General features: G+C 41.2%; 23 protein-coding genes. 7 read left to right on the top strand and 16 right to left on the bottom strand.

Features of this window, described 5'->3' with window-relative positions:
- Positions 1–222: 222 nt before the first annotated feature.
- The 5 genes from E2626_RS16375 to E2626_RS16355 all read right to left on the bottom strand — a co-directional run bounded on the left by E2626_RS16375 (position 223) and on the right by E2626_RS16355 (position 6,833).
- The gene (locus E2626_RS16375) at positions 223–1,203 is read right to left on the bottom strand and encodes a zinc-binding dehydrogenase (RefSeq protein WP_134383143.1); all 981 of its coding nucleotides are present in this window, start codon (positions 1,201–1,203) and stop codon (positions 223–225) included.
- A 133-nt stretch (positions 1,204–1,336) separates the two neighbouring features.
- Entirely contained in the window at positions 1,337–1,990 is a 654-nt protein-coding gene (locus E2626_RS16370; protein WP_134383141.1) for a response regulator, read from the bottom strand.
- Positions 1,991–2,001: 11 nt separating this feature from the next.
- Positions 2,002–3,111, bottom strand: a complete 1,110-nt coding sequence (locus tag E2626_RS16365; protein ID WP_134383139.1) for a GAF domain-containing sensor histidine kinase — start codon at positions 3,109–3,111, stop codon at positions 2,002–2,004.
- 211 nt (positions 3,112–3,322) lie between these two features.
- Complete coding sequence (locus E2626_RS16360; RefSeq protein ID WP_134383137.1) at positions 3,323–5,053, bottom strand: phospho-sugar mutase; 1,731 nt, start codon at positions 5,051–5,053, stop codon at positions 3,323–3,325.
- A 238-nt stretch (positions 5,054–5,291) separates the two neighbouring features.
- Positions 5,292–6,833, bottom strand: coding sequence for a bifunctional GNAT family N-acetyltransferase/carbon-nitrogen hydrolase family protein (locus tag E2626_RS16355; protein ID WP_134383135.1), 1,542 nt, complete (start codon positions 6,831–6,833; stop codon positions 5,292–5,294).
- 278 nt (positions 6,834–7,111) lie between these two features.
- On the opposite strand from E2626_RS16355, the gene E2626_RS16350 reads away from it, so the two are divergent.
- The 3 genes from E2626_RS16350 (at position 7,112) to E2626_RS16340 (ending at position 8,965) form a co-directional block, all read left to right on the top strand.
- Positions 7,112–7,543: a disulfide oxidoreductase gene (locus E2626_RS16350; protein WP_134383133.1), complete on the top strand. Its 432-nt coding sequence runs from the start codon at positions 7,112–7,114 to the stop codon at positions 7,541–7,543.
- Positions 7,540–8,013 carry a thioredoxin family protein gene (locus E2626_RS16345; RefSeq protein WP_134383131.1) on the top strand — a complete coding sequence of 158 codons (474 nt, stop codon included), beginning with the start codon at positions 7,540–7,542 and terminating at the stop codon, positions 8,011–8,013. The genes E2626_RS16350 and E2626_RS16345 overlap by 4 nt, the downstream gene beginning before the upstream one ends.
- Positions 8,014–8,092: 79 nt before the next feature.
- The gene (locus E2626_RS16340) at positions 8,093–8,965 is read left to right on the top strand and encodes an RluA family pseudouridine synthase (RefSeq protein WP_244094363.1); all 873 of its coding nucleotides are present in this window, start codon (positions 8,093–8,095) and stop codon (positions 8,963–8,965) included.
- 40 nt (positions 8,966–9,005) lie between these two features.
- On the opposite strand, the gene wrbA is transcribed toward E2626_RS16340, so the two are convergent.
- Positions 9,006–9,617 (bottom strand): NAD(P)H:quinone oxidoreductase, encoded by a 612-nt coding sequence (gene wrbA / locus E2626_RS16335; RefSeq protein ID WP_134383127.1) that lies wholly within the window; start codon positions 9,615–9,617, stop codon positions 9,006–9,008.
- A gap of 183 nt (positions 9,618–9,800) precedes the next feature.
- On the opposite strand from wrbA, the gene E2626_RS16330 reads away from it, so the two are divergent.
- Complete coding sequence (locus E2626_RS16330) at positions 9,801–10,331, top strand: flavodoxin family protein (RefSeq protein ID WP_134383125.1); 531 nt, start codon at positions 9,801–9,803, stop codon at positions 10,329–10,331.
- 167 nt (positions 10,332–10,498) lie between these two features.
- Positions 10,499–11,125: a nitroreductase family protein gene (locus tag E2626_RS16325; protein ID WP_134383123.1), complete on the top strand. Its 627-nt coding sequence runs from the start codon at positions 10,499–10,501 to the stop codon at positions 11,123–11,125.
- A gap of 73 nt (positions 11,126–11,198) precedes the next feature.
- Here E2626_RS16325 and E2626_RS16320 read toward each other — a convergent pair whose 3' ends face one another.
- Positions 11,199–12,839 (bottom strand): M20/M25/M40 family metallo-hydrolase, encoded by a 1,641-nt coding sequence (locus E2626_RS16320; protein WP_134383121.1) that lies wholly within the window; start codon positions 12,837–12,839, stop codon positions 11,199–11,201.
- 410 nt (positions 12,840–13,249) lie between these two features.
- Between E2626_RS16320 and E2626_RS16315 the strand changes: the two genes are divergently transcribed.
- The gene (locus tag E2626_RS16315; protein WP_134383119.1) at positions 13,250–14,554 is read left to right on the top strand and encodes an NCS2 family permease; all 1,305 of its coding nucleotides are present in this window, start codon (positions 13,250–13,252) and stop codon (positions 14,552–14,554) included.
- 17 nt (positions 14,555–14,571) lie between these two features.
- On the opposite strand, the gene yhbH is transcribed toward E2626_RS16315, so the two are convergent.
- From yhbH to queG, 9 genes are all read right to left on the bottom strand, one after another.
- Complete coding sequence (gene yhbH, locus E2626_RS16310; RefSeq protein WP_134383161.1) at positions 14,572–15,696, bottom strand: sporulation protein YhbH; 1,125 nt, start codon at positions 15,694–15,696, stop codon at positions 14,572–14,574.
- Positions 15,697–16,018: 322 nt separating this feature from the next.
- On the bottom strand, positions 16,019–16,324 hold the full coding sequence (locus E2626_RS16305) for a hypothetical protein (protein ID WP_134383117.1): 306 nt from the start codon (positions 16,322–16,324) through the stop codon (positions 16,019–16,021).
- A 130-nt stretch (positions 16,325–16,454) separates the two neighbouring features.
- Positions 16,455–16,625 (bottom strand): hypothetical protein, encoded by a 171-nt coding sequence (locus E2626_RS16300; protein WP_134383115.1) that lies wholly within the window; start codon positions 16,623–16,625, stop codon positions 16,455–16,457.
- Between the two features lie 133 nt (positions 16,626–16,758).
- Positions 16,759–16,929, bottom strand: coding sequence for a hypothetical protein (locus E2626_RS17300; protein ID WP_166786857.1), 171 nt, complete (start codon positions 16,927–16,929; stop codon positions 16,759–16,761).
- A gap of 49 nt (positions 16,930–16,978) precedes the next feature.
- Positions 16,979–18,874, bottom strand: coding sequence for a PrkA family serine protein kinase (locus E2626_RS16295; protein WP_134383113.1), 1,896 nt, complete (start codon positions 18,872–18,874; stop codon positions 16,979–16,981).
- Between the two features lie 301 nt (positions 18,875–19,175).
- A complete protein-coding gene (nfsA, locus tag E2626_RS16290) occupies positions 19,176–19,925 on the bottom strand; it encodes an oxygen-insensitive NADPH nitroreductase (RefSeq protein ID WP_134383111.1) in 750 nt (249 codons plus the stop codon).
- A 128-nt stretch (positions 19,926–20,053) separates the two neighbouring features.
- Positions 20,054–20,536, bottom strand: coding sequence for a tRNA (uridine(34)/cytosine(34)/5-carboxymethylaminomethyluridine(34)-2'-O)-methyltransferase TrmL (trmL, locus tag E2626_RS16285; RefSeq protein ID WP_208528163.1), 483 nt, complete (start codon positions 20,534–20,536; stop codon positions 20,054–20,056).
- Positions 20,537–20,573: 37 nt separating this feature from the next.
- The gene (locus tag E2626_RS16280) at positions 20,574–21,032 is read right to left on the bottom strand and encodes an amidase domain-containing protein (protein WP_134383109.1); all 459 of its coding nucleotides are present in this window, start codon (positions 21,030–21,032) and stop codon (positions 20,574–20,576) included.
- 13 nt (positions 21,033–21,045) lie between these two features.
- Positions 21,046–22,176, bottom strand: a complete 1,131-nt coding sequence (queG, locus tag E2626_RS16275) for a tRNA epoxyqueuosine(34) reductase QueG (RefSeq protein ID WP_134383107.1) — start codon at positions 22,174–22,176, stop codon at positions 21,046–21,048.
- 64 nt (positions 22,177–22,240) lie between these two features.
- Here queG and E2626_RS16270 point away from each other — a divergent pair, with 64 nt between their 5' ends.
- On the top strand, positions 22,241–22,906 hold the full coding sequence (locus E2626_RS16270; RefSeq protein ID WP_134383105.1) for a B3/B4 domain-containing protein: 666 nt from the start codon (positions 22,241–22,243) through the stop codon (positions 22,904–22,906).
- Positions 22,907–23,086 lie beyond the last annotated feature (180 nt).

Below are 23,086 nucleotides of genomic sequence, written 5' to 3'. Positions count from 1 at the left end.
CTGTTTCCTATTTCTTCCCTTGTTGAACGAGTATGATGATGTCAGAAAGTAAAACAAGGAGGAGCTTACAACTGTTGATATCGAAGTTAATCAGTCAACAGGGAGAGCTTGATATCGCATGAGACAAAATTTAATATTGATGCTGCAGCTGGTGAATTCCTGAACAAAGGAATTGAATCATATAAAAATAAATTGACCGGAAGCCTGGGGCTTCCGGTCAATTTAATGTATCTCTGCAACTATTTTACCTTTAACTTTTCTCGTTTCAAGTTCTTCAAGCCCTTTAGGCACTTCATTTAAAGTTATTACCTGCTCCACTAAACTTTTAATTTTTCCTTTATCTAAAAGCTCCAGCAGGTGATCACCTATTAGTTTTAAAGACATTTCTTCTTCACGATTACCCGATTGATAGACACTCCCAAGGGCTACGTGATGAAATGAGATTGGGTGTGCAAATGAGATGGATTCATTCATTTCAGGCTGACCTGCAATGAATGCAATGTGTCCATTGAACGCAAGTGCTTCAAGCGATTTTGTCGCATTTTCTCTGCCTACTGTATCAAGTATATAATTCACACCAAGTTCATCTGTGTATTCTTTTGTCTTTTGCACAAAGTCTTCCTTTTTATAGTCAATCGCATAATCTGCTCCAAGATTCTTTACATGGTCGTGATTTTCTTCTGAAGCAGTGGTAATCACTTTTAATCCAGCATATTTTGCCAGCTGAATGGCAAATCCACCTACGCCACCTGCACCTGCATGAATCAGGATGGATTTTTCTTTTTGAATGTGCAGTTTATAAAACAGCGCCTGATAAGCGGTATAGGCGGCAACCGGTAAAGCAGCTGCATCTCTGTAAGACATGTTTTCAGGCAACTTTGATACTGTATGTGCTTTCGTAACTAGATACTCAGCAAACGCACCTTTACGAGCCATATCTGCGAGAACAACGACACGGTCACCTTCTTTAATGTCAGAAACACCAGAACCTGTCTCTTCTACTACACCAGCTGCGTCAAGTCCTAATATATGAGGATAACTCCATGCAGGGGAACCATTTTGTCCTGTTTTATAATCAACCGGATTCAGTCCGGCTGCCTTCACTTTCACTAAAATTTCATCATTGGCAGGGACTGGCTTGTCAAATTCCTCAACTTTCATCTCACGCCACTGTCCTTTATCCTTTAAAAGCAATGCTTTCATGACGGATTCCTCCTTATGTCTTTCTTCTTCCTTACCCAATATGCATCCGTAAATAACTTTGGCAATTGATCAGGCTGCTGCTGAATGACAAAGCACTTTTACCTATAAAAAAAGCCGTGCATCTGCACAACTTTTAATATTTTCTCTCAGGCGAAGCAAGACCATGTTTGACGGCATAAAGTGCAGCCTGTGTACGATCTGATACCTCCAGCTTTGAAAAAAGATTTGATATATGCGTTTTCACCGTTTTTTCTGTAATAAACAGAGATGATGCAATCTCTTTATTACTTTTACCTTTAGCGAGCTCCAACAGCACATCTTTCTCTCTTTTGGTCAGCTGATGTACTTCATGAGGTGACTGCTCTCCATCATTAACGCGTGTCACCAGGTGACTTGTTGCTTTAGGGTGAAGCGTGTTTTCACCTTTAACCAGTTTTCTGATTGAATCCGCCAGTTCATCAGGCTCTATATCCTTTAGTTGATAACCCGCGGCCCCTGCTTCAATTGCGGGCACCACATGATCCTGATCAGAAAAACTGGTCAGCATCATGATTTCAGTTGAAGGCAATGCGCGCTTAATTTCTCTCGTAGCTTCAATGCCATCCATCTCAGGCATGACCAGATCCATGAGCACTACATCAGGCTGAAATTGTTTCACCATCGCAACAGCTTCAACACCATTTTTTGCTTCTCCTACAATTTCAATATCTTTTTGTGTTTTTAAAAAGAAGACAAGCCCTCTTCTCACGACATGGTGATCGTCAGCAATCAGTAATTTTATCGTCACACCAGTTCCTCCTAATAAGGCAATATAATCTCAATTTGTGTTCCTTCTTCAGGTGCACTTTTTAATGAAAAATCACCGTTTAGTATACGTGTTCTTTCTTTCATACTAGAAATGCCGACTGAAGGCAATTTTTCTAAATGATCGGGATAAAAGCCACGTCCGAAATCCCGAATCGTCATGCCGATTTGATCCTGCTCTGCCTTAATCCATATAAATACCTCATCAGCGCCTGCATGTCTTTTACAATTCGTAATCGCTTCCTGTCCGATTCTGAATATCGTTTCTTCCACTTTTGAAGGAAGATTCAGTACGCCTTCTATTTTAATACTCGCTTTTAAACCCAGCATATCAGCAAAGCCGTTCAGTGCTTCAGATAAACCGCCTTCCATCCCTTTTGGTCTCAACTGCCATATGAGTGCCCTCATCTCTGTCAGTGCTTCCTGAGCGAGAGATTGTAGGCTTCTGAAGGTATCTTTTACATCGTGATCTTCAGACATTTCCGCGCCGCCTCTTGCTGTCAGGGTCATTGAAAATAATAGTTGATTAACAGAATCATGGAGGTCTCTGGCAAGTCTGTTGCGTTCCTGCATAAGCGCAACTTCCTGCTCCTTTTTCGTGAGCTGTATGCGCTTAATCGCTGAACCGATTTGAAATGCAACTGACTCCAGCAGCGCCAATTCGTGCACTTCGAACTCTCTTCTGCCCGGTGTTGCTACATTCAGCAATCCAAAGCGCTCATTGCCTGACTGAAGCGGAACCGTAGCATGATGCGTAATTCCTTCAGGATTCTCTTTACTGCGGTCCAAAGCTTCTGTAATCCGCTTGCATTCAATGATATTAGACGCCTTACGCAGTCTCCCCTGTTTAAAACGGTTGACGCACCAGCACCCCCCGTTCATCATATAATGACAATCCTTTTGCATCAGTATGTCAGGAAGATTTTCATGGGCAATAAGTGAATGCTTCCCGTGCTCTTCAATAAAAAAGACCCAGCCTGTATGAAAGTCTGTGCCTTCAAGAAACTTTTCGAGTGAGCCCTGCAGCATTGATTCCAGTTCTGTTTCTTCGTTCAGAAGCTCAGCAATTTCTTTCAGGATTGTTACGTGTGAGGGATCGTTCATATTATCACCGCCTGTTTCTGTTGCTTATATTATAAGTCATACACTCTGTGGATCCTAATGTTTGCAGTTCGGTCAAAAGGCTGAAAAGCATGAAAGAAATATAGATAAATTGCAGAACTCATTTTGGATTAAAACTAAAGTGAAGCGCAGTGGAACGATTAAAAAAGCTGACACAAAATAAAATGTGTCAGCTTTTTATATTTAATTGGATTCAGTTCAATTCAGCCTTAATCTTCTCCATAAAGGACTGCTTAATGCTTTCAAGTTTCTCCTCACTGTTTTCAAGTGATGAACCGACTACGCTGAAATAGAACTTGATTTTCGGTTCTGTGCCGCTCGGACGAACGCATACCCATGATCCGTCTTCAAGGAAGTACTTTAAGACATTTGACGATGGCAAGTTAATTTTATATTCTGTGCCTTCTTTAGAATGACGGCGAATTGACGTCAGGTAGTCTTCCTGTGACTCAACAGTTAGTCCTCCAATTTCCCCAAGAGGTTTCTCACGAAGGGATGACAGCAGTGAATGTATCTTTTCAGCTCCATCTTTTCCTTTCATCGTGATTGATTCCAGATCTTCTTTGTAGTAACCATGGTGTTCGTAAAGAGCAAGTAACACTTCATAAAGCGTTTTACCTTCAGATTTATGATAAGCTGCCGCTTCTGTAGCAAGCAATGCAGCCTGGATGGCATCTTTATCACGTGCAAAGTCTTTCACAAGGTAGCCATAGCTCTCTTCATATCCAAATAAGAATTCATATTCACCTGAGGCTTCATATACTTTAATTTTTTCACCGATAAATTTAAATCCTGTCAGTACATCTTCAGCAGACACGCCATAATGTTCAGCTACTTTTCTTCCAATTTCAGAAGTTACAATCGTTTTAAATACGCGGCCATTTTCAGGCAACTGTCCTTTTTCTTTTTTTCGTGCCAACAGATAATCAAGCAGAATTGCACCAGTCTGATTTCCTGTCAGCAGCGTATATTCTCCATTTGGTCCCTGTACCGCCAGACCTAATCTGTCCCCGTCCGGATCAGCTGTAATCAGCAAATCTGCACCTGTTTTCTTCCCATCACGTATGGCAAGTTCAAATGCCCCGGGCTCTTCAGGATTTGGTGATTTTACAGTTGGAAACTCTGAATTTGGCATTTCCTGCTCTGCAACGACGTGTACGTCATATCCCAGCGCTTTTAAACCGCGCTGAACCATCACATTAGATGCGCCATGAAGTGGTGAAAATACAATCTTCAGATCTGTTTCCTTTGCCATCTGCGGTTTTTCAGAAACAGTGATCAGATGTTCTGCGTATGCATCATCCACGCTGGCACCCACCATTTCAATTAAACCCTGTGCTTTCAGCTCATCAACAGGCTTTACGCTAATATCCAGTTCATTTTCAATCAGGTTAATCTCATCAATCACAGCATCTGCATCCTGCAGGTTAAGCTGAGCACCATCTGCTCCATATACTTTAAATCCGTTGTATTCCGGCGGGTTATGACTTGCTGTCGTCATTCCACCCATGAATGTTCCAAGATGTCGTACGGCAAATGACAGCTCAGGAGTCGAACGCAGTGATTCAAAGACATATGTTTTAATTCCGTGAGATGCGAGCGTACGTGCAATTTCCATTGAGAATTCAGGAGACTTTCTGCGACAGTCATATGCCAGAACGACGCCCTTGCTTTTCGCTTCTTCACCTTTTTGCTCTATGTATTTCGCCAGTCCCTCTGCAGCTTTCCGGACTGTATATGTGTTCATTTTATTTGTACCTGCGCCAATTTCACCGCGCATCCCGCCTGTACCGAATTCAAGATTCTTATAAAATGCATCTTCAATCGCTTTGTCATTCCCATTCATCGCTGCCAGTTCAGCATGAAGTTCCTGATCTAGCCCTTTAAAAGACACCCATTTGTCGTAAACACGTTGTACTGTCATAAAATCCCCTCCGTTTTTTTACTATTGTAGCACGCGGCTAATCTATTGAATATTGAAAAATCTGAAAAGTATTCATTTAAAAATGGGGCGGACCGGCATTCGCTTCCGTGGAAAAACGATAAAATCTATCAGGGGAGATCATCGCTGCCCCGAAGGATCTTTACCTATAGATTTTCCACGGGCGTTTTACACCGGCGCTCCATCTTATATTAGTTAAAGTCTTATTTGATCAATGACATTATTTTTTATAGTTGATTGAATAAATATCGTGTCTGCGGTCTTTCAACTGACGTACAGTACCGCCCTGGCGCTGACGTCTTAGGATTTCAAGATCAACGTCTCCGATCATCACCATTTCAAGGTTCGGATCTGTTTCACCGACAACTCCGTCACGTGCAAATTCGAAATCAGACGGTGCAAAAATACCGGATTGAGCATATTGAATATCCATATTTTCTGTTTCAGGCAGATTACCGACTGTACCTGAAATAACTGTATAAATCTGATTTTCCACTGCACGTGCCTGCGAGCAGTACCTTACACGCAGATACCCCTGGCGATCTTCTGTACAGAATGGTGTAAAGATGATTTTCGCACCCATGTCCGTTGCAATACGGGCAAGTTCCGGGAACTCGATGTCATAACAAATCTGAATCGCAATTTTCCCACAGTCAGTGTCAAACACACGCACTGTATCTCCAGGACTGATTCCCCACCATTTTCTTTCGTTTGGTGTGATATGAAGCTTGTACTGCTTTTCAATTGTTCCGTCTCTTCTGAACAGATAAGCGATGTTATAGATCTCATCATCTTCTTCTTTTACAAAGTGAGATCCACCAATAATATTAACGTTATAGCGGACTGCCAGATCAGTGAACAGCTCGATATATTCTTCTGTGTAGTCTGTCAGTTTTCTGACAGCCATACTCGGTGACTTTTCATTTAAGAAAGACATTAGCTGTGTTGTGAAAATTTCAGGGAACACCACAAAATCTGAATGTGCATCAGAAGCAACATCTGTGAAGTATTCAACCTGGTTGGCAAAGTCTGTGAAAGAATCAATTTGACGCATCATATACTGCACAACACAGATTCTGACAGGATGACTCGTTTTGAAATGTCTTTTCGTCTTCGGGCGGTAATCAACATTGTTCCATTCCATCAGCGTCGCATATTTGTTTGACTGCTTATCATCAGGAAGGTAGTTCGGGTTAATACGCATCAGTGTAAAACCATTGATCAGCTGAAATGATAATACCGGATCATAGATTTTGTGCATCTGGACTGAATCTACGTATTCACGGGGTAACATCTCGCCGGCGTATTTATGATAATTCGGAATTCTGCCGCCGATAATAATGCTCTTCAAGTTAAACTCTCTCGCAAGTTCTCTTCTCGCTTCATAGAGTCTGTGACCAACCTTCATACGACGAAATTCCGGGTGAACCATCACTTCAATTCCGTACAGATTATAACCATCCGGATTGTGATTGGTAATATAACCTTCATCAGTGACATCATCCCACGTATGCCGGTCATCATATTCATCAAAATTAATGATCAGGCTTGAGCACGACCCGATAATATCCCCATCAAGTTCAGCCACCAGCTGACCTTCCTGAAACATTTCAAGATGACTTTCCAGATGTTCTGTTTTCCAGGGCTCCATCCCCGGGAAACAAAGTCTTTGCATGTTAATAATTTTATCTATATCAGAATGAATCATTTTACGAATGATCATCTTTTTCTCAAATTGTGACAAATCCAGTTTTTCAGACATTCTTTCACTCCTCAAACACTTATTCTTTCTTAATAATACGTTCCGTTAAAGTTGGCTGTTGATTTCCGCTCCAGCTGTGCTAAAACATGAATCAGCTTTAACATAGCTTAATTATAAACCCAAAATACAATAATAACAGCACAAGTACTTTTCATGCCAAATTTCAGACATAATCTATCTCTTTTTTCATCTAAAAGGTTTTCTCTGCTTGTATTATTTTCATTTAACTTTTACAATCTTCAATGACAATAGATTTTTTAGCGAAAAGAGGCGTCACCATGACCAAGAAGATAGAAAATATGCTTTTTGCCGCCTGGGCTGCTGCATTCACCGCTGTGATGGGTTCTCTTTATTTCTCTGAGATCAGAGGGTTCGAGCCATGTGAACTGTGCTGGTATCAAAGAATCTTTATGTATCCGCTTGTCGTCATCCTGCTGATTGCGATTGTTAAAAAGGATGCAAAAGCTGCATTATACTCAGCCATTCTCTCAGGAATCGGTGGCTGCATCTCTATCTATCATTACAGCATCCAGAAGTTTGATGCACTGTCATCAACAGCTCCTGCGTGCGGACGGGTTCCATGTACCGGTGAATATATCAACTTAGCAGGTTTTATCACGATTCCGTTTCTTGCATTAACAGCATTTGTCATTATTTTCATTTTAAGTATGATGATTTTGAAGCAAACGAAAGGAGCAACACAACCATGAAAAAAATTCTGATTTTCGGCGGAGTCATTGTCATTATTTTCGCAGCAATCGCTCTCGTCACCAATATGCAAAACGAGTCAAAAACTGAGGATAATCCTTATGGAAAAGATGACTTAGCACAGTCTACGATTGACCTGCTTGGTAATGACAACTACGAGAACCAAATTCAGCCGGATGAACTGGAGGAACGTATTTCTAGTGGGGAATCGACTACAGTCTACTTCTTCAGCCCTGAATGCCAGTTCTGCCTGGAAACAACACCAATGCTCGCTCCACTCGCTGAAGAGATGGATGTTGATATGGTTCAGCTGAATTTAATCGAGTTTCCTGAAGAGTGGAACAAATACGGGATCCAATCTACCCCTACATTAATTCATTATGAAGATGGTGAACCTGTAGATGGGATTGTTGGCGCTGCAACAGAAGAGGATTACAGAGAATTTTTTGAGCGCAATGTAACAGGCGAATAAGACAGTGACTGCCGGGGGATCACAGCTGATTTCCTGGCAGTTTTTTATTCTCTGAGCTGTAAGAAAGGAGCTGGACATATTGAAAGAAACGTTTTCGATACAAATACATTCGAAATGGCAAGGGTTAACATTAGACGCATTGCTGAAAGATCAGCTGGCGTTTGGAAAAAAAACGATTCACCAGTGGAGAATGGACAAGAGTATTTTAATAAATGGAGAATTGAAGCCATGGAAAGATTCACTATCCGAAGGCGATGTGATCTCGTTCGAATATGAAGCTTCACCGTCCGCTCCAGCCTGGAACAAGGAGATTGAGCTGCTGTATGAAGATGAGCATCTGATCATTGTTAATAAGCCAGCGGGACTCGATACTCACCCAAACACCGAAAAAGATACAAAAACACTTCAACATGCAGTTGTTCACTACTTACTTTCAAAAGATCATACCGGCTATGCTCAGCCGGTTCACAGGCTTGATCGTGATACGACAGGCGCGATTCTATTTGCCAAACACCCCGGCATTAAGCCGCTCCTTGACTCCCTGCTTGAAAAAAGATTGATTAAGCGGACTTACATTGCAATCGCTGAAGGGAAACTGAAACAGAGCGGAACAATTTCTGAACCAATCGGGAAGGACCGCCATCATCCCTCAAGAAGACGGGTATCCCCCGGTGGTCAGAAAGCTGTCACTCACTATCACTGCTTGCAGTACAATGCTGAAAGTAACCTTTCATTGGTTGAACTGAATCTTGAAACCGGACGTACTCATCAGATCAGGGTTCATCTTTCATCGATCGGTCATCCGATTTTCGGGGATCAACTCTACGGATCAACGAATCGTCACGTTAAATACCATGCCCTGCATGCAAAAAAGCTGTCATTCCAACATCCTTTCTCACATAAAAATATTGAAGTGATCGCAGGTACTCCGTCTCATTTCAGTAAAAATTAATGTAAAAAGCGTAAAGGCATATGCCTTTACGCTTTTAATATTATTCTTTACCTGCTTTTACCCATTTAGCTACTTCAATTGTACGTTTTGCCTGGTACTTGACGCCGTCTGCAATATCTTCTTTCATATTGCCATCCTGATCTACAGTGACACTCGTTCCGTACGGATTTCCACCTGAAGCAAACGTTACTGGATCTGAGTATCCTGGCGCTGCAATAATCGCACCCCAGTGCATCATGGTTGTATAAAGGTTAAGAATCGTTGCTTCCTGACCGCCGTGTGGGTTTTGAGCTGAACTCATTCCACTTACTACTTTGTTTACCAATTTGCCGTTGAACCATAAGCCGCCTGTTGTATCAATGAAATTCTTCATTTGTGCAGGCATTGTGCCAAAGCGGGTTGGAATACTGAAAATAAAGGCATCCGCCCATTCCAGATCATTTAATGTAACAACCGGCATGTCTTTTGTTTCTTCATAATGCTCTTTCCAGGCAGGATTTGAGGCAATCGCCTGCTGTGGAGCAGTTTCTTCAACCTTCAGTACTTTAACTTCAGCACCGGCTTCCTTCGCAGCTTCTTCGGCCCACTTAGCCATTTTAAAATTCGTTCCTGTTGAGCTGTAATAAATAATTGCTAATTTAACATTAGACATTTCGCATTCTCCCCTTATTCTCAATTTAATTAACTCAAGATTCATTCACACTTCTTATTATTTCCTTAAATCACAGATTATAAACATGAATTCGAGTATCTCAACTTCAAAGTATTAATCAATCCGCTTTCACATAAAATGATTAAGATGTAGAATTTATAAGAAAAGGAGGATGACATTCTTATGACATTATGTATTATAAGTGGAAGTTCCCGTGAGAATAGTAATGTAGAGTACTTTGCAGAGAAAGCTGCTGCTTCATATAAAGGAGACGTTACATGGATCCGTCTGAGAGAGCTGACGATTAACCAGATACATGATCAGCGTCACGATGAAAATGGGTTCGACCCTGTTGATGATGATCATGCACAAGTGGTTGAAGCAATGCTGAATGCCGATGCAGTACTGTTTGCCACCCCTTTATATTGGTATGGAATGAGCGGATATATGAAAACGTTTATTGACAGATGGTCTCAGGTCATGCGGGACCCTGACATGCGTTTCAAAGAACGGATCGCAGGCAAGCCGGGGTTCCTTATCACATGCGGTGGTGATCAGGTAGATATTAAAGGGCTGCCACTTATCCTACAGTTCAAACACATTTTCGAATTTACAGGAATGGACTTTAAAAAATACTTTATCGGAGAAGCAAGAAAGCCAGGCGATGCTGCTAAAAGCTCAAGGCTTGATCAGCTCGAAAACTTTTTCAGCTAGTTTGTAAGCTTCTTTGACTGGTGACTCAGTCAAAGAAGCTTTTTTGATGTTATTCAGCACTTTTTTCTTGACAATTATCATTTTGATATAATATAGTTGGCACTGTTTCGTGATAACTAAAAGTAACTCATTAAAATAGAGCATTCGTTTCCAAGGAGGATTATCAGATGTCATCAACAACTTTAGAGAAAAACGTACTTGATGTACTCAATGAAAGAAGAGCAACAAAGCAATATGATCCAGAGGTTGAAATCAGTCGTGAAGAACTGAACGAATTATTAAAAGCGATGGGACAGGCTCCTTCTGCCTGGAATCTTCAGCACTGGAAGTTCCTTGCTTTCCATAACCCTGAATCACAGGAACGTCTGCTGCCAATCGCTTATAATCAGCAGCAGATTACAGAAGCTTCAGCTGTTGTTGCAATTCTGGGCGACCTGCGTGCAAATGAAAATGTAGATACAGTATTTGACCCTGCAGTTGAAGAAGGCGTAATGTCTGAAGAAATCAAACAGGCGTTGAATGGCCAGATCCAGGGTGCGTATGAAAATGAACAATTCGCACGCGATGCAGCATTTTCAAATGCTTCTCTTGCTGCAATGCAGTTTATGATTGCTGCTAAAGCGAAAGGATGGGACACTTGCCCAATTGGTGGTTTTAGTGATGCAGGGCTAATCGAGGAATTCGAGATTTCTGACCGTTACGTGCCGGTAATGCTGATTACTGTTGGTAAAGCAGCGAAAGAAGCACGCAAGTCAGGCAGAATTGATATTGATGAGCTGGTAGAATACGTTTAAAAAGAGCGCAGACTAGTCCATGCGACCTGGATATAGATCAGAAAAAAAAGCGTGCACACAGCACGCTTTTTTTCTATTTCACTAAGTCTGTTGCAAAACTCTTAATCAACTTAGGGAGAACGCCAAATGTATATGGCTTATACACCCGCTCTGTCCATTTGTGGCCATCACGTCCGTATACCCCAATATTTATTGAAGGTATATTCAGCTCGCGAATCAGGTGAACAGGAACCGGATACAAGTCCTGCATCCTTGGTATATTTCTCTTAAGCATTTCAATTGCTTCTTCAGATTCGTGTAGAGATAGAAAGCTTCCATCAGCTAAATAAGGGAAAAAGCGTTTCGTTACAAACTCTTCACCTGCTTCTTCAGAAGTTAACTTCAGCTGTTTTTCAAGTTTTTTCATAATATCTGCACCATGCTCATTTTTCTCGCTTAAATAGTTGTGAGGCAGAAATGGCGGTGCGAAAAACATTAGTACGCGTGGTGTTTTTTCAGGATCAAGCTGCTGCAGTGCTTCAGCCAGGGCAAATGCTGCTTCACGCTTATCCTTCCCTTTATACTTTTTCACAACTTCATTGAGTGTACTTTCTACATCAATCCCCTGCTCTCTTAAGGATGACTCAAGTTCACTGAATGTACAGACGTCCATTTGAAAATTCCAGTCACTTGGTGGAAATCCGTGCTTAATACGGAAGTCCCTATATTTCTTTGTACTCTCTCTGCTGATTTCATAGACAGCTTCAATCGAAATTTTACGAAGCTTCTCCATTACATCCTGAGCAGTCTGTTCAAAAACAAAATAGTTGAAATACAGGTGGGCGCTTATCGCCGTCTGAACATTGTAATCTTTTTTATCGTCTTTGAAATGAAGACAGGCTGGCGGCAGCACATATTCACCATCCAGATCCTCTGCCAGATCAATATTCTGATTGATTCTTCTATTCAGTTCAGCACCAATTCGCGTAGGGTCAATTGACGTAAGAACATCTCCTACATGCGCCTCTCTGCCGTAAATATAAAAACAAGGCAATACTTTCCCTGCTGCACCCGTGTAAATATATTTGGTCCTGTCACCGTCATACATTGGCGCAATAAAATCATTATTGATCGCAGCTACGTAATCAAGCTTCTGTTCTTTTTTCATTCGTGCCAGTTCATGAAGCGCTGCCAGCATGCCGGCGTGCTCACTCTCTTCATCAGGATTGAACAGAAACAGCATATTCCCATCCCGCTCTTCTTCTGACAATTGAAGCAGGTTAACGAGGTGCACAGCCGCTCCGCTCTGCATATCAAGTGATCCTCTTCCGAATAACCACTCTCCAGATCCCGCTTCCTGTCTAACCCGGTAATCTCCTGGAAACACTTTAAAAAATTCTTCGAGACGTTCGGGATCATGCGCCATTTTTTGCAGCGAGCCGAAATCCTCGGTGCCTACAGTATCGATATGACTGTGAAATAAAACCGTTTTAGCTGATTTACCCGGCAGCATCGCCCAGACGTTCTTTCTATGATGAGGGTCTTCTTCTATGTCCTGGATCCACACCTGATCCGGAAATTCATTGAAAAAAGGAAATGAACTGATCCACTGATAGATTGCTTCAGCTTTATGTACTTCCCCCTGCGTTCCCGTATAGCTTTTCATAGAAATTAGTTTTCTTGTTAAAAACTCAGCCTGTTCAGGCGCAGATAAATGTTTAAGTTCCTGATACATAAGACTCCCCCTGCTCTCTTTTAGTTCATCTTAATGGATGAACGTCATGATTGAAAGCAGATGTGCTGAAAATGAAGTGTGAAATTTAAATACTAGGCTTTGTTAAAGTCCACTGTTGTTTTAGCACAGCTTTTGATTGAAGCTGAATGGGGACGGACCAGCAGGAGCAGCGTGAAAGGTGAGACCCCGCAAGCGCTGTGCGCTGAGGAGGCTCGATTGAACCGGAGCCAAAAGACGGCTCATGCGGAAAGCGTTCCCCCTGGAGCGGAAATCAACAGCCACCTTTAACAGAGCTAAATACTAAAAAATAATTGTACAAATTCCTGAAAAAGGGTTGAATCACAACTTATAAACGAATATTATATAACTTGTGCTTTAAAACGTTCGTATTTTAACAAAGGACTGATTTGATGATTCGCTTTCATTTAAAAGAAAATAACACAAATGTAAAAACAGAGGTTTTGGCAGGCTTTACGACTTTTATGACGATGGTTTATATCGTAGTTGTAAACCCGATTATTCTCTCCAGTGCAGGAGTACCTTTTGATCAGGTATTTTTAGCTACCATTATTGCCACTGTAATCGGAACACTCTGGATGGCTTTAATGGCAAATTATCCGATCGCCATCGCACCAGGTATGGGTTTAAACGCATACTTCGCATTTTCAGTAGTCGGAACAAATACCAATATTACTTACGAAGTGGCATTTGCTGCCGTGTTCGTTGCAGGTGTTCTATTTACAATACTTTCACTTACTTCTTTCAGAAAGAAATTGATTGAAGCCATTCCTGACAACCTGAAGCACGGGATTACTGCTGGAATTGGCTTATTCATCGCATTTATCGGGATGAGAATGACCGGGATCATTGTGGCACACCCTGATAACCTTGTAGCACTTGGTGACCTTCATTCCTCACCAGTTATTCTGGCATTTACAGGTCTTGCTGTTACATTAATTCTAATGGCAATGAATATTAACGGAGCGTTATTTATCGGAATGATTTTCACCGGAGCAATTGCTTATTTTACGGGACAGCTTCAGTTTGACGGTGTGGTAGCTTTACCAAGTCTTCCTGAAGGACTTATCATTGCCAACCCGATCGCTGCGTTTGGAGATGTCATTCAATACGGGTTGTTTGCAGTAGTATTTTCATTTCTGCTGGTGACGATATTTGATACAACAGGGACAATGATTGGTGTTGCTCAGCAGGCAGGATTGATGAAAGGAAAAACAATGCCGCGTGCACGACAGGCGCTGCTGGCAGACTCCATTGCGGCCACTGCTGGAGCAATGGTCGGCACAAGCCCTACATCTGCTTACATTGAATCTTCTTCCGGTGTTGCTGCAGGCGGCCGTACAGGGCTTACAACTGTCACTGTAGCAGGTTTGTTTATTGTAGCTGCGTTCTTCGGTCCGCTTGTCGGGGCAGTTTCAGGCGTTTCAGCCATCACAGCACCTGCACTGATTATTGTCGGCAGCTTAATGATGGGCAGTATTTCAAATATCAGGTGGGGAGAAATTGATGAGGCGTTTCCTGCATTTCTAATCATTTTGAGTATGCCTCTTACTTCAAGTATTGCAACTGGTATTGCACTCGGATTTATTTCTTACCCTATTTTAAAAATTGTTAAAGGTAAATGGAGAGAAGTTCACTTCCTTGTTTACTTATTTGCAGTATTATTCGCCTATCAGCTAGTGTTTTTGCCACATTAACATAAAAAACCCCGTGCTCATGCGCGGGATTTTTTACTGAGAAAATATTTTAGTGCATCCAGCACTTCTGTCTTTCTTCGCACAACAAACGTTCTGATATCTTCCTGTTCTGACTTCGTGAACACTGACATAAGAGAAGATTGCCGATGGTACTGGCTGACTTCTCCATACCCGAACATATTACAGTGCGCTGCAAGTTTCTTTATGAGCGGCAGACACCTTTCATTATCTGAAGTAAGGTTATCACCGTCTGAAATGTGAAAAGCATATATGTTATACCTCTCTATTGGATAATCACTTTCAACAATCTCCAAAGCTTTACGGTAGGCTGACGAACAAATTGTTCCTCCACTTTCTCCCTTTGTAAAAAACGTTTCTTCTTCAACTTCCTTTGCTTCTGTATGATGAGAAATAAACCTGATTTCCACGTGAGCATAATGAAGCTTTAAAAATTTCACAAGCCAGAAGAAGAAGCTCCTTGCAATGTACTTTTCAAACATTCCCATGGAACCACTCGTATCCATCATTGCAATAACAGCAGCTTTTGATTCCTTTTCCTTTGATTCAGTCCATGTTTTATAACGGATATCTTCAGGTAAAATCGGATGAAATCCTGACTCTCCATTCATTGCATTTCGCTTGAAGGCTGTCATCATTGTTTTCTTTTTATCAATATTTCCGGTCAGACCTTTCGTACGGATATCAGTAAACTGTATCCCTTCTTTAGTCGCTTCCACTTCTTCTTTCTGTTTGAAATCAGGAAGTTCCAGCTGACTGAAAAGTGCTGTTTCAATTTCTTCAATTGATACTTCTGCTTCAACGTAATCTTCACCAGGATCTGAACCTGCCTGCCTTCCGCTTTCTTTAGATCGGGCAATAATATCTCCCGCTTCACTTTCACCATTTCCCTGACCAATATGTTTCTTTTTTGAATGATCATATCGTATTTTATATTCATCAAGTGAACGAACCGGAATCTTCACAACTTTTTTGCCGTCTGACATAATGACACTTTCTTCTGTAATCAGTTCAGGAAGCCTGTCTTTAACAGCCTGCTGTATCTTCTGGTCATGTCTTCTCTGATCCTCCTGGCCCTGCTGATGCAGGGACCAGTCTTCTTTGGATACAATAGAACCCTGCATAAACTGCCTCCACTCTTTCCTTTTCTTCATTGTATGAAATAACTCTCAAATTATTTCATGAGAATTGAAGAAAAAAGAGACAGCTCTGATTTAATACAAAAAAAGCTGGGACAAATATGTCTCAGCTTCTGTAAACGGTTCACTGCGCTCCAGGCGGATGCTTTCCGTGTGGACGGCGGTGAGCCTCCTCGAGCTGAAGCTCTGCGGGGTCTCACCTAACCGTCTTTTCACACTGGAGTCACCGCCTTACGCTGCGTTCACCTCTAAATTATACTAAAAAGTTTTGTCTTTAAAACAAATTAATAAATCTTGTCTCAGCCTGTTAAATACTTTTCTCCTGAGCTGTTGAACGTGAGGCATCCAATAGAAGGATGATTGCTGTAACGAGGTGCATGATGAATCCAAGAAACGGGACAACCCCGACAACAGAAGTTACGATTCCAAAAATGCTTCCCGTTTTCGAAGTGAAATCACGTGCAGCAAATATCAGCGTTACAATATGAAGAGCAAGCATGATCCCTAACGGAGTCCAGGAAGTACCGAAAATGATTATACCTCCTAAAATCGGTATTGCCAAAAATGCTTCAAGCCCACCTGTGATCCACTTTAAAGTAGTAGAAATTTTCATCCGCAATCAAGTCCTTTCTGTAAGTTCTATCATAAAAGCCAAAAGGTTTGTTTTCAATCCATACCTCTTATACGTATGTAAGCTTAAAAAGTTTCAAAAAAAATAACCAGCTGTTTTATCACTGGTTATCTCAGGATTTTTCTTCATATTGAATTGGATCCGATAACTTCTTACTGGACTTCAATTCCCCTCCTGACCGTATTTTCTCCATTTGCTTGCCCAGCATCACAAGTTCCTCCATATTACTCGCCATACTGCCATTCACCGGCTCAAGTTTCTTAAAATACTCTCTGCCTGGCATAAAAATCCCCTCCGATTTTTTAATATTGTATCATTATTAGAAAATTCAGTCAAATAAAGTAAAGCAGTTCGGACACGACCCGACAGAAATGACAGCCTCTTTTTATGATTAAACTGCACAAAAAAAGAAGAGGTTATTCCTCTTCTTCATACTGCTCAGTTCCGGGTTCCCGGTGTTTTTTCAGCTGTTCGTTTGTTCTCATTTTTTCCATCTGACGTCCGAGCTGATTCATTTCCTCTAAATCACTTGCCATTGAACTGTTATCAGGGATGTCATTTTTTGCTTCTTCATTTTTCTTTGTCATAGGATTTCACCTCTACTATCACATACCCTGACTCATTCCTGAAAAAACGTTATCTGTTCAACAGTGATCCCACATAGCGCAGAAGATCGTTTGCACTTGTGGAGTTGTAACCATATTCATCAATCAGCCTTGCAATCACATCATTCATTTTCTTCAGCTGCAGCTCGTCAGGTGTTTTAGAAGATGTCGTAATCTTCACCACATCTTTCAAGTCTGAAAACAGCTTTTTCTGAATCGCTTCTTTCAAACGGCTGTGAGACTGATAATCGAACCGTTTTCCTTTTCGTGCAAATGCAGATATTCTAATCAGTATTTCTTCTCTAAACGCCTTCTTCGCATTTTCAGATACACCAATCTGCTCTTCAATTGAGCGCATAAGCCTCTCGTCCGGCTGCATTTCTTCACCAGTTAAAGGATCTTTTAAATTCGACTTGTGACAATAGGACTCGACATTATCAAGATAATTATCCATTAACGTTTTGGCGGACTCTTCGTATGAATAGACAAAAGCTTTCTGTACTTCTTTTTTGGCCAGGTCATCAAACTCTTTTCTCGCAAGTGAAATACACGTTAAATAGAACTCTCTGCTTTCTTTTGAAATGGACGCGTGCTGATCAAATCCCTCCTTTAATGATCTCAGAACATCTAATGCATTAATAGAAGTCAGTTCTTTTTTAATAATTGTTGAAGAAATCCGATTTAACACATACCTCGGATCAATGCCTTCCATTCCTTCACCAGCATGCTCCCTTTTAAGTTCATCAACGTCCGCTTCACCGAATCCCTCAACCGATTCACCATCGTACATTTTCATTTTATTGATCAGGTTAATATCTTTTCTCTTTGGCTCCCTCAAACGTGTCAACACCGTAAAAACAGCAGCAGTTCGTAACGTGTGAGGCGCAATATGGACATCAGCAACATCACTTTGTGAAATCAGTTTTTCATAAATTTTTTCCTCTTCAGACACGCGAAGGTTATAAGGCATTGGCATGACAATCATCCTTGAATGCAGCGCTTCATTTTTCTTGTTAGAAATAAATGAACGATACTCAGTTTCGTTTGTATGCGCAACAATCATTTCATCAGCAGAAATTAAAGCAAATCTGCCTGCTTTAAAGTTTCCTTCCTGGGTAAGTGAGAGTAAATGCCATAAGAATTTTTCATCACACTTAAGCATTTCCTGAAACTCCATCAGGCCTCTGTTTGCTTTGTTTAACTCACCATCAAACCGATAAGCACGCGGATCAGATTCTGAACCATATTCAGCGATTGTTGAGAAGTCCAGACTGCCTGTCAGATCCGCAATATCCTGAGATTTCGGATCTGAAGGACTGAACGTACCAATACCGGTTCGTTTATCCTCAGAAAAGAAAATCCGTTCAACCGGTACATCTTCAATGCTGTTGCCAAATTCTTTTTCAAGTCTCATCATATTCAATGGTGATAAATGACCTTCAATTCTGACGCCATACTCCTTAAAAAAATCTTCGCGCAAAGCTTCAGGAATTAAATGTAAAGGGTCTTCATGCATAGGGCATCCTTTGATCGCGTATACTGCGCCACGGTCAGTTCTTGTATATTGTTCAAGTCCTCTCTTTAAAAGCGTGACCAGCGTTGATTTCCCACCGCTCACTGGCCCCATTAATAGTAAAATTCTTTTCTTTACATCAAGCCTTCTGGCAGCCGGATGAAAATATTCTTCCACAAGCCTTTCGAGCGCATCTTCAAGTCCAAATAGATGGCGATTGAAAAACCTGTAACTTTTTCTACCGTTAATTGTTTCAGTTCCTGCATCCTTAATCATATGATAAATCCTTGAATGAGCCGACTGCGCAATCCAAGGCCGATCTTTCAGCATCATTAAATAATCAGAGAAGGTCCCTTCCCATTTAAGCGTCGATTCTTCAAGCTGATAGTCTGCCACCCGCTTTAACATATCCATCTGATTCTCCCCCTCTTCTCCTTCATATAAAACGGTATGCAGAACAACCTCTATTCATGAGCAAAGTACGTATGAAAACTTCTTATTCACATGACATTCATTTCTTTCTTAATCGTCTTCGTGTATACTATGAAATATATGAGTTGATTCATACTTTATCTGGGAGGTTATTTGAAATGGGATTAGCACTTATTCTGGGTATTAGCGTAGCATTCCTTGCAGCGATCTTTTCAGCTGGTTATAACGACAAGCCGGGCAAAACAAAAAATAACTAAAAAAAAAGCTGCAGCGAGCAGCTTTTTTATTTTTTCGCGAAGTTTTTTCCCTCTACAAACTCTTTCATATACATGCGGTTTTTCTTCTCCAGCATATTCGCCATCTGCCCGGTCCACTTATCAGTCCGTTTTCCCGAAGTACGGCCATGATAATAGGCAGAAATCGCCTCATCATACTCATCCAATTCTGTTTTCACAACTTGTTCGTCATACCTGTAACTATTTTCATGATAAATGGATTGGAAAGGCATTCTTGGTTTTACAGCCGTCTCCTGATCCGGCACCCCAACAGTCAAACCAAACAATGGAATGACATGCGACGGGGTTTCAAGAAGTTCTGACACTTCATCAAGATGATTACGTATACCTCCAATGTAACAAATCCCAAGCCCCATTGATTCAGCTGCTACTGCAGCATTTTGTGCAGCAAGTGAAGCATCAATCACTGATACCATGAACTTCTCCATCGAAGTGATTGAATCCTCCACGTCAGTATTTTCCCATTTACCTATTAACGAATGCCTGTACAAATCAGCACAAAATACAAAGAAATGCCCGCTTTCTGCTACATAATCCTGACCTCCTGCAAGCGCTGCAAGTTTTTTCTTTTTTTCAGGATCCGTAACTCCGATAATTGAATACGCCTGAATAAAACTCGAAGTGGAAGCCATTTGAGCCGACTCTACAATCACTTGTATTTGTTCTAAGGTTAACTTTTCATCTTTAAATTTTCTGACTGACCTGTGGTTTAACATAGTTTCAATTGTCTCATTCACGCTGGATCTCACCCTTTCATATTTCTACTGCTATTAAGTGTAGCGTTTACATACCCCGCCATTCAAATATTTCGCACTAAAAAAAGACTGCAGCAATGATAGCTACAGTCCTTTAACTACTTCAAAGATTATCCGAGTGAAGGGAAATTCTGCTGTCTCAGCGCCTCGTATACAAGAATTGCCGCAGTATTTGATAAATTTAATGAGCGTACATGCTCATTCATTGGCACACGAAGTGCACGGTCCTTATTATTTTCAATGACGTCATCAGGTAACCCCGATGTTTCACGTCCAAAAATAAAATAAAAATGCTTATTCAGATCGCTGTAATCAAAAGTTGAATGCGGTTTTTTACCGTATTTCGTTAAGTAAAAATATTCTCCGCCTTCACTTGCCTGATAAAAATCCTCAAGTGATTCGTGATAATGAATATCAACATGCTCCCAATAATCCAATCCTGCACGTTTCAGCATTTTATCATCTGTAGAAAAGCCCAGTGGCTTTATTAAATGTAATGATGTACCAGTCGCTGCGCATGTGCGTGCGATGTTTCCTGTATTAGCAGGAATCTCCGGCTGGTACAATACAACGTGTAGTCCCAATATCTTCACCTCATCATCTATTTCGGCTGAGCCATTCTCTATTTTATCATGAAAGGTGAAAAAAATAATACCTGATTGAAGGAGAATAAGCTGCTGAATCGCTGTAAGTCCACAATCTTCTTCTACTGTCATTCGTATGAGCATTCACGTACGGCACGCCGTCTTCTATAAAGGTTACAATTGCGGTATGATCAATTCTTCCATCTGCTTCAAAATCATAGCAAATCACATCACCAATTTTAAGCATAGAAGCTTCAGCCACTCTCTCTGCTGCTTCTTCTAAAAACCACCGCATTGAGTGAGCAACAGCCCAGCTGAGGCTCCATTGCCCTTCCCTGAGCCACCATCCTGTGTATCTATCCGGATAACCTCGCATCACAAGACCGCCGGCCAGCAGGCATTGCGAAACAAAATTTGTACAATCTACCGGAAAGGAAGGAAATGCAGGGTTTCTCCTGTTCCACCATTCCTCAGCGTAGGCAGCAGCAAGCGCACCATTATACATGCAGTCACACCTTTCACTTACAAAGTGATAAGCCTTTTTCGATCTCTATTAACACTTCTTCATCCTTTTCGATATCCTTTTGTTTTAACAGCATCTCTTCAGCTTCTTTGCCGCCGATCTTTCCTGCGGCCCATGCAGCCGTGCCTCTCAAAACAGGGCGTACATCATTTTGCATCACTTCAAAAATGGATGGCAGTGCTGATTCCTCTTTGAAATGCGCAAGTGCAATAAGGGCATTTCGCTGAATCGGTTTTTTACCTCTCCACGAACCCGATACATGACCGTACTTCTCTTTGAACTCTCTGTTACTGATCGTAAGCAGCGGCTCCAGAAGAGGTTTTGCAATTTCAGGATCAGGCTCAAACTCTGGATGGGTATGCATATCAATTCCTTTATTTTTAGGGCACACGGTCTGACACGTATCACATCCATACAGTCTATTTCCTATTTTTGAACGATATTCATCAGGAAGGAAATCTTTCGTCTGAGTCAGAAAGGCAATACAGCGTTTCGCATCTAGCTGCCCCCCCTGCACAAGTGCACCTGTAGGACACACATCCACACAGAGGTTACATTCTCCACATTGATCTTCCATAGATTCATCAGGACTGAAAGGCAGGTTAGTAATCACTTCACCCAAATAAACATATGAACCGAACTCAGGTGTAATAATGGAACAATTCTTTGCACTCCATCCGACACCGGCTCTTTCAGCAACGGCACGGTCAGCCAGCTCTCCTGTATCGACCATAGACTTAAACCTCGCGTCCGGTACTCTTTCTTTAATAAAGTCTTCAAGACGTTCCAGCGCATTTCTAAGCACCGTATGATAATCTTCTCCCCAGGATGCTCTCGCAAAAACCCCTCTGCGCTCACCCTTCTTACTTCTTGGGGCTCCATTCATTTTAGAAGGATAGGCAAGCGCTATTGAAATGATCGATTTTGGTTCATTCATAAGCAATGAGGGCGTTACACGCTTATTAATATCTTTTTCTTCAAAACCTGATTGATAATTCAATGCTTCCTGTCGTATCAGACGGCTTTTCAGATCAGAAAAGAAGTCAGCGCTCGTAAAACCGATTTTATCAATACCAAGCTCTTCAGCGTGATCGATAATCTCCTGTTTTAAAACATCATAATTCATTCTAATCCCCCTTTCTAAATTGAAGTGGTAAACTGAGTGCATGATTAATAAAGGAGTTGTACTTATGGACATTTCAGTTCACTCATCAGTAGAACCGTTATCTTTTGGAATTATTCATTACAAAAACATTATAGTAAGCGAATCCCCTCAAATGCTGAAAGGCAGACTTCAGCTTTTTCAGGAATCTTTGTTTTTTGACCTAAAAGATAAAAAAGCTGCTTCTTTTGAAGGCATAAGTGAATGGAGAAAGTTATTTAAACAATATGGTAAAGATCCGAACCGATACAAACCAAGTACCGAAGCACTTCTCAGAAGAATCGCGAAACAAAATTACCTGTCAAGTACAAATTCGGCAGTTGATCTAAACAACTTTTTTTCTTTGCAATACGAAACTCCTCTTGGGATCTATGATATTTCAAATATTAGCGGCAACATTCAACTCCGTTTAGGTTATGACAATGAACACTTCAATGGTCTGAACGGAAGAGTTAACTCTGCTGAGAACTTAATTGTTGCCGCAGACAATGAGGGACCTATTGGAAGTCCTGCAGTCGACTCTGAGAGAACTGCTGTAAATAATGAAACGACTGAAGCCCTTCATATCATTTACTTCAGGCCTTCACTTCTTCCTGAAGAACAAAATAAAATGCTTGAATCATTAAAAAACATGTTTATTCAGGTAAACGGCGGAACCGCCACCTCAAAAATTGTTTCTTCAGGTGTATTATAGCATTTGAAGATCTGCATAAGAAAACCCTCATTGTAGTAAGAAAATGAGGGTTTAACTTGTAATACAAACAAAAAACGCAACGCTTCGTTTTTAAATAAACGAAACACTGCGTTGGCTATGTATGTTGGAGCGGGTGATGAGAATCGAACTCACGACATCAGCTTGGAAGGCTGAGGTTTT

Origin of the sequence: Jeotgalibacillus salarius (assembly GCF_004405125.1) — a bacterium.
GTDB lineage: Bacteria > Bacillota > Bacilli > Bacillales > Jeotgalibacillaceae > Jeotgalibacillus > Jeotgalibacillus salarius.
This window is presented reverse-complemented; position numbering and strand designations above follow the sequence as displayed.

Coding starts and splice junctions, on each gene's coding strand:
- E2626_RS16375 (WP_134383143.1), bottom strand. CDS start 1,203: ATGAAAGCATTGCTTTTAAAGGATAAAGGACAGTGGCGTGAGATGAAA.
- E2626_RS16365 (WP_134383139.1), bottom strand. CDS start 3,111: ATGAACGATCCCTCACACGTAACAATCCTGAAAGAAATTGCTGAGCTT.
- E2626_RS16360 (WP_134383137.1), bottom strand. CDS start 5,053: ATGACAGTACAACGTGTTTACGACAAATGGGTGTCTTTTAAAGGGCTA.
- E2626_RS16355 (WP_134383135.1), bottom strand. CDS start 6,833: ATGTCTGAAAAACTGGATTTGTCACAATTTGAGAAAAAGATGATCATT.
- E2626_RS16350 (WP_134383133.1), top strand. CDS start 7,112: ATGACCAAGAAGATAGAAAATATGCTTTTTGCCGCCTGGGCTGCTGCA.
- E2626_RS16345 (WP_134383131.1), top strand. CDS start 7,540: ATGAAAAAAATTCTGATTTTCGGCGGAGTCATTGTCATTATTTTCGCA.
- wrbA (WP_134383127.1), bottom strand. CDS start 9,617: ATGTCTAATGTTAAATTAGCAATTATTTATTACAGCTCAACAGGAACG.
- E2626_RS16330 (WP_134383125.1), top strand. CDS start 9,801: ATGACATTATGTATTATAAGTGGAAGTTCCCGTGAGAATAGTAATGTA.
- E2626_RS16325 (WP_134383123.1), top strand. CDS start 10,499: ATGTCATCAACAACTTTAGAGAAAAACGTACTTGATGTACTCAATGAA.
- E2626_RS16320 (WP_134383121.1), bottom strand. CDS start 12,839: ATGTATCAGGAACTTAAACATTTATCTGCGCCTGAACAGGCTGAGTTT.
- E2626_RS16315 (WP_134383119.1), top strand. CDS start 13,250: ATGATTCGCTTTCATTTAAAAGAAAATAACACAAATGTAAAAACAGAG.
- yhbH (WP_134383161.1), bottom strand. CDS start 15,696: ATGCAGGGTTCTATTGTATCCAAAGAAGACTGGTCCCTGCATCAGCAG.
- E2626_RS16305 (WP_134383117.1), bottom strand. CDS start 16,324: ATGAAAATTTCTACTACTTTAAAGTGGATCACAGGTGGGCTTGAAGCA.
- E2626_RS16300 (WP_134383115.1), bottom strand. CDS start 16,625: ATGCCAGGCAGAGAGTATTTTAAGAAACTTGAGCCGGTGAATGGCAGT.
- E2626_RS17300 (WP_166786857.1), bottom strand. CDS start 16,929: ATGACAAAGAAAAATGAAGAAGCAAAAAATGACATCCCTGATAACAGT.
- E2626_RS16295 (WP_134383113.1), bottom strand. CDS start 18,874: ATGGATATGTTAAAGCGGGTGGCAGACTATCAGCTTGAAGAATCGACG.
- E2626_RS16280 (WP_134383109.1), bottom strand. CDS start 21,032: ATGTATAATGGTGCGCTTGCTGCTGCCTACGCTGAGGAATGGTGGAAC.
- queG (WP_134383107.1), bottom strand. CDS start 22,176: ATGAATTATGATGTTTTAAAACAGGAGATTATCGATCACGCTGAAGAG.
- E2626_RS16270 (WP_134383105.1), top strand. CDS start 22,241: ATGGACATTTCAGTTCACTCATCAGTAGAACCGTTATCTTTTGGAATT.